Annotated in this window: 6 protein-coding genes and 1 pseudogene; 1 reads left to right on the forward strand and 6 read right to left on the reverse strand. The window is 44.2% G+C overall.

What is annotated here, in order from left to right; genetic code table 11:
- Positions 1-191: 191 nt before the first annotated feature.
- Positions 192-470, forward strand: a complete 279-nt coding sequence (locus tag Q0081_RS29085; protein WP_298361772.1) for an AraC family transcriptional regulator — start codon at positions 192-194, stop codon at positions 468-470.
- 160 nt (positions 471-630) lie between these two features.
- On the opposite strand, the gene Q0081_RS29090 is transcribed toward Q0081_RS29085, so the two are convergent.
- The 6 genes and pseudogenes from Q0081_RS29090 to Q0081_RS29115 all read right to left on the reverse strand — a co-directional run.
- Positions 631-1,473, reverse strand: a complete 843-nt coding sequence (locus Q0081_RS29090) for a transglutaminase family protein (RefSeq protein ID WP_298361775.1) — start codon at positions 1,471-1,473, stop codon at positions 631-633.
- Between the two features lie 68 nt (positions 1,474-1,541).
- On the reverse strand, positions 1,542-2,276 hold the full coding sequence (locus tag Q0081_RS29095) for a peptidase (RefSeq protein ID WP_298361778.1): 735 nt from the start codon (positions 2,274-2,276) through the stop codon (positions 1,542-1,544).
- 14 nt (positions 2,277-2,290) lie between these two features.
- Complete coding sequence (locus Q0081_RS29100; RefSeq protein ID WP_298361789.1) at positions 2,291-3,274, reverse strand: alpha-E domain-containing protein; 984 nt, start codon at positions 3,272-3,274, stop codon at positions 2,291-2,293.
- Positions 3,275-3,501: 227 nt separating this feature from the next.
- Positions 3,502-4,662: an aldose epimerase family protein gene (locus Q0081_RS29105; RefSeq protein ID WP_298361781.1), complete on the reverse strand. Its 1,161-nt coding sequence runs from the start codon at positions 4,660-4,662 to the stop codon at positions 3,502-3,504.
- A gap of 70 nt (positions 4,663-4,732) precedes the next feature.
- Complete coding sequence (locus Q0081_RS29110; protein WP_298361786.1) at positions 4,733-5,998, reverse strand: DEAD/DEAH box helicase; 1,266 nt, start codon at positions 5,996-5,998, stop codon at positions 4,733-4,735.
- A gap of 58 nt (positions 5,999-6,056) precedes the next feature.
- A pseudogene (locus Q0081_RS29115) lies at positions 6,057-6,158 on the reverse strand (RNA methyltransferase); the annotation flags it as partial.
- Positions 6,159-6,355: the final 197 nt, after the last annotated feature.

A 6,355-nucleotide genomic window follows, 5' to 3' on the forward strand; every position in this document is an offset into this window, starting at 1 on the left:
CTCAATACCATTAAAACTGTCTAAATCTGTAATCAACGATAAATCGCCTTCCACTAAAACAGTTTCGCCTATATCAGTTGTGATTTCAATTTTTACTTTTGCCATAATTGTGATTTTGAAAACAAAAATAACAGGACAAAAGGGTTAACACACAAAATATTACAGCGGGATTTAATTCACCAGATAGGCAGATGCCTATTGTTAAATCAGAACCCAGTGAACCGAAAAATGAAAAGCTAACACCGATTGAGCGTATCTATCAAAAATACATTCGTAAAATGTCGGAAAGCGTACCGCCAAATGCAGCAACTATTGCGGAAGAAATAGGGATGAGCGTTTCCCAATTTAAATCACTCTTTGAAAGACGCTATGGAAAAACTTTTTCCCAATGCTATATAGAAGAGAAGATGGAATATGCCGCAACCCTGTTGGAGAAAGGTTTCAGGGCATCAGAGGTTGCCAGAGAATAGGGATATTCTCAACCTATCAAGTTCAATAAAATGTTTCAAAAACAGTTTGGCATGACGCCCAAGCAGTATCAATTGAATAAAATAAAGTAGACAGGGAGGGCGAACTTGTAAAAAAATGTGAGCTGGGAAGTGACAACTTGAAAAGCCGACAGAGCCCTGCTTAACGGCCTTCCCCCACCGTTACTTCAGTGATGAGGGTGGAGTGAGCTTTGCCCCGGAATGTCCCCGATACGGGAGTAATGAGTTGAGGGTCGGAAGAGGAAGCTAAATAAATATGATTGTTCATGATTGCTTTACCTTCAGTGGGGTCAAATCCTCGCCAACCTGCTCCGGGCAAATAAACTTCTGCCCAAGCGTGAAGATCGTGCTCCTGAAGCGCATTGCCGTACAAATAACCGCTGACAAATCGGGCGGCGATACCTACGCTGCGGCAACAGGCCACAAACAACTGAGCAAAATCACGACAAGAACCTTTGCGCCCAATAAGCGTGTGTTCAGGTGCGAGAGGTGCCCCGACATCGCGCCGTTCATAGACAAAGTTTTGATAAATCTCCCTGCAAAGTGTTGTTAAAAAAGGAACCGTCATCCAACGAGCCAAGGCACCCATTTGGCGGGCGTATTGTTCTACGTAGGTTGTCACTCCTTCGCGGATAAGGTAGGGCTGTAAATGTTTTTTGAGAATATCCGGGTATTGGAAAGGAAGGCGTTCGGTTTCAAATGGAAATAACAAAAACCCAAATACATTAAAATCGTTGGACAACACATTCATTTCTACCGAAATGGTGAGGAGGTTGGTAGGTTCACGAAAATAAGCGATTTGTTGGTGATTTCCTTCGACGTCAATGTTGTGAACCAACATACTTGGGGTGGGCTCAATAGTGAGGACACAACTCACGATTTGCTGGTGAGGGTAGGCTTTGGGAAATAAATAAATAGAATGGGGGTCTAAAGAAACCGCTTCTGAATAGGTGTAAGATAGCTTGTGGGATACTCGTAGGTTCATGGATAAAGCTTCCTTGTGGTTGTCCGGGAGCAATGGACTTTAGGAGTAGGCAGAGACAAGCTCTGCCTCTACACCTTTTCGCGTACTTTTTCGAGAATAGGATCCATCCAATCATTGGGGAGCCTTTGCACGGAATTCTGGAGCAACATACTCCATTGCAGCGACAAATGCGCCAAGTCATCTTTTTGAAAACGATGTTCTGTGAGATGAAAACTGTCTTTTTCGTACATCACTACATCAATCGGATAGTCCACATCGTTGGCACTTACGCGGGTGGAATCAAACGACAAAAACCCTACCTTGAGAGCTTCCGTGAGTGATGAGCCGTATTTTAAACTCCTGAATAGGAGGGGTTTGCCGTAGTTAGAGTTGCCAATGACAAAAAATGGAGAGGTTTCGCCCACTTCCACCCAGTTCCCTTCCGGATAGAGTAAATAAAGCTTATGCTCATCGTCGTCTTCGAGCTGTCCGCCTATAATAGCGTGCAGATTAAAACGCAGCCCTGCATCATCTAAGGCTTCTTTGTCTTCGCGGGCTACGCGCCTTACCTGTTGCCCAAGGGCATTGACTGCTTTATACAATTTATTAAAACTGTGGTCTTGCTCTTCCAATACTTCACGGAAATAAGTCACGGCTTTATCGCGCACCGAGCGAAGCCCCGATGTCATGATAAACAGAGAGTGATTTTCTAACTGGTGAACAGAGATTTTCTTGTTGGTACTCACCTCCGTACCGGAAGTCAGACGGGTATCTGCAATTGCCACCAGGCCCGAAGCGACTTTTATGCCAAGACAATAGGTCATTCTTTTTTTAGTAGTTATCCTTGTGATTGAGATTGGTAAGAATCCACCGGTTTTATATCAAAATAAGTTTCAAATATTGATTTACTTACTTCATTGCCCCGAATTTGGAATTGGTCGAGGTATTGATGTAAACCTGTGCTGAATATATCCTCTACTTCGGTAAATTCGATTTCGGAGCGGAGTTTACCCATCATTTTTTCGGCCTGATTGCTGAAACGATTGGTAAGCGGAGTTCCCGATATTTCGTACAAAGATAATTCTGCCTGACGGATACAGTGTGCCATAGCTCGTGGAAAAAGTTTGTCCAAAATCAAAAACTCAGCAATGTGTGTAGGCGTAAGTGTTTGATATTGTTGGCGGTACATGTTGTAAGCACTCACTGATTTGAGTACGGCTGTCCACAAAACGAGTTCAAGTGTGCTGCCTGTTACGTCCGAATCCGGCAATAAAGTAAAGTACGATACGTCTAAGAAACGGGAAGTTTTGTCAGCACGTTCCATAAAGCGTCCCAAACGTCCAAAATGCCAGGCTTCGTTGCGCGTGATGGTCGCATCTACGATTCCGTAATACAATTGCGTACCGTTACGAACTTGGGTATAGAACTCCTGCATGTGGTTGAGGTCCCATTCCGCTTTAGGCTTCACATCCCGAATCCATAAGTAGAGTTCGTTCAGGTTTTCCCACATTTCTTTGGAAATACTTTCACGAATAGTCCGGCCATTTTCGCGGGCATACGACAGGCAACTGTAAATAGAGTTGGGATTACGCTTATCGAAGGTCATAAAATTGATGACATTCTCGCGCGTAGGTTCGTCGTAATGTTGGTAAAAGAGGAAATTGTCGGCAGTCGCAATCAAAAGCGGTTCCCACTGTTCGTTAACGTTGGGAGGTAGATCAAGTGCCAGATTAAAATTAACTCCAATAAAGCGGGCGTAATTTTCGGCTCGCTCTATGTAACGATTCATCCAATACACTGAATCGGCAACGCGGCTTAGCATGGCCATATTTATAAGGTGGGGGTTGGTTATTGACAATCGCTAAACTACGGCAATAATCCGATATGACCAAATTTTTGTAGTGGTATGTCAATAGGCCACAGTTTGCGGTTTACAGTTTAGTGTTTGCCGTTTACGGTAGACAGTTTGCGTTTTACGGTTCGCAGTGTTAATAACTGACTGTGAACTGTAAACCACAAACTGTAAATGATTAATTGAGAATCGATAACCTATTTTGCAGAAAATTTATAAACCGTTTTTGTTTTATAGGTTTCGCCGGGACGTAACACTACGCTTGGGAAAGAAGGCTGATTGGGGGAATCAGGATAATGTTCGGTTTCAAAGCAAAAGCCCGAACGTTTCTTATAAACGACACCACTTTTGCCGGTAATCCCCCCATTCAGGAAGTTGCCCGTATAAAATTGAACCGCAGGCTCGGTCGTAAATACTTCCATAAAACGTCCTGAAGTAGGTTCGTAAGCCGTTGCCGCCAAACGAAGTGAGTCTTTCGAGCCATTAACTACCCAACAATGGTCATAACCGCCACCCAATTTGATTTGCTCGTCTTTTGGGTCATTAATGCCAGCCCCGATAGCCGTGGGTTTTGTAAAATCAAAAACAGTGCCTTTTACCGGACGTACCTCACCTATGGGAATAAGTGTTTTGTCAACCGGGATAAAGTTGTCGGCGTTAATGGAAATTTCATGGTTTAATACATCACTTTTGCCTCCCGTTAGATTAAAATAGGAGTGGTTCGTGAGGTTGACGACGGTTGGTTTATCCGTAGTTGCAGTGTATTCAATTTCAAGGGAATTATCGTCGGTCAGGCGATAAATGACTTCGGTGTTCAGATTGCCGGGAAATCCTTCTTCCCCATCTTTGCTGACATAAGTAAGTTTGATGGCATTTTCTGCATCAAGCACTTCGGTTTTCCAGATTACTTTGTCAAATCCTTTTAGCCCACCGTGCAAACTGTTGGGGCCGTTGTTGGCGGCAAGTGTATAGGTTTTGCCATCCAGCGTAAATTTAGCATTGGCGATACGGTTGCCGTAGCGACCTACCAACGCGCCGAAGAAGGGGCTGGATTTTAAATAACCGCCCAAGGTATCATACCCCAATACGACATCTCCAAAAACGCCGCCTTTATCGGGAGTATTCAAATGAGTGATAAGACCGCCATAATTGGTGATTTTTATTTCCATTCCGTTTTTATTACGGAGGGTATAAAGGTCGGCAGTTTGGCCGTCAGGCAGTTGCCCAAAAGTTGTTTTAGTAATAGCCATCGTAGTATCAGCAGCGGCAGATTGATTTTGTTGGTTGGAGCCACCGCAAGAGAAAAGCAAATGTCCTAAAATGCAAAGAGAAAAAGAAAAAAAGACAGATGAGCGCATAAGGGCCGAGTTTAAGTTGAACGCTATTTAAAGCGTTTTCCCTTTTTGTTCCTACTCACTCAAAACCGATTTAAGCATTGGTTTGTGATGGATTCTGCGGAGGTTTGTTGGGTTTGGGTCCGCTTTTGCGCCTGAACGGTTTTTTCTTAGCAGGTCTTTTTTGAGGTGCGGCGGCAGTTGAACCGGATTTATATTCCGGGGCAGCACCCAAGGCAGCAGGCAACGGAATTTTCGGGATTTCTTTCCCAATCATTCGCTCAATCGCTGCGAGTTTGCGCAAATCTTTGTCGTTGATGAAGGTAATGGCTGTCCCGGTAGTTTCGGCGCGGGCTGTGCGCCCGATGCGGTGAATGTAGTCTTCGGGGTCGTGGGGAGCGTTGAAATTGACCACCAAGCTAATCCCTTCAATGTCAATACCGCGAGAGAGAATATCGGTCCCAATCAAAATGGGCAGTGACTTGCTTTTGAACTCGCGTAAAATCTCTTCGCGCTCTTTTTGCTCCAGGTCAGAGTGGAACGCCTTTGCTACCAAGCGAGTACGTTTCAATTCCTCATTCAGTTTCTTGACGTTGTCTTTGGTGGAGGCAAAAATGATAACGCTGGGATAGTCCCCTTCTTTCAGAATATGTTTCAAAAGGGCTATTTTTTGATCGTCATAAACCATGTATACCTGCTGAAGGATACCTTCGGCAGGTTTGGCTACTGAAATGCTGATTTGTTCGGGGTTTTGAAGGATCGTATTGGCCAGTGTTCTGATTTTTGGCGGCATCGTTGCCGAAAACAGAAGCGTTTGACGTTGGGCGGGTAAATAACTGATAATCTTAATGATATCATCATAAAAGCCCATGTCCAACATCCGGTCAGCTTCGTCCAGAATGAGGTGCTGTAAGTTCTTGAAATTGATTTCGCCCATTTGCAACAGCGCAATTAATCGTCCGGGAGTAGCAATAATGACATTGCCTCCTTCGGCCAAAGCTTTCCGCTGCTGACTCCACGCAGCTCCGTCGCCTCCACCGTAAATGGCAATGGAACTTACCCCGGTAAAGTAGCCTAAACCTTCAATTTGCTGATCTATTTGAATGGCCAGCTCGCGGGTGGGAGCTAATATTAAGGTATTGAGATGCCGTATGTTATCGGGAGCATCAATGATTTTATTCAAAATAGGCAACAAATAGGCCGCGGTCTTACCCGTACCCGTTTGAGCGCAGGCAATCAAGTCTTTATTATTCAGAATTACGGGTATGGCTTGAACTTGGATGGGAGTAGGATGGTCAAATCCCATGGCGTGAAGGCCATCTAAAAGCTCATATTCAAAATCAAAATCGTCGAAAGTCAAGGAGTGTGCAGTTAGAGTGAAAATACAAAAATAGGGTTTTGTTGCAAAAAATGTTCTTTTAAGGTATTAATTTAGTATTTCGTCGCCAATTAGCCAACACCACCGCCGTCGCAATGCCTATGTTCAATGATTCAGCGCCGCCAAAGCGGGGGATAGTGATTTATTGATGAAAAGTTAAGAGGTTTTTTCACCGGTAAAAATAGCTGCTGCACTTCTCAAAATCGGGTAAAACGGGTTTTGCTAGGGTGATTGCATCAAGTGTTAAGTTGGTTTAACAGGGTTTTAAGGTAAGCATCGTCGCGAGCGGCTTTCTTTCGCTTACGAGCCAAACTCATTTCAGTCGGCTCTCGCTTTAAG

The sequence above is a fragment of the Runella sp. genome, assembly GCF_027484545.1.
Lineage (GTDB): Bacteria > Bacteroidota > Bacteroidia > Cytophagales > Spirosomataceae > Runella.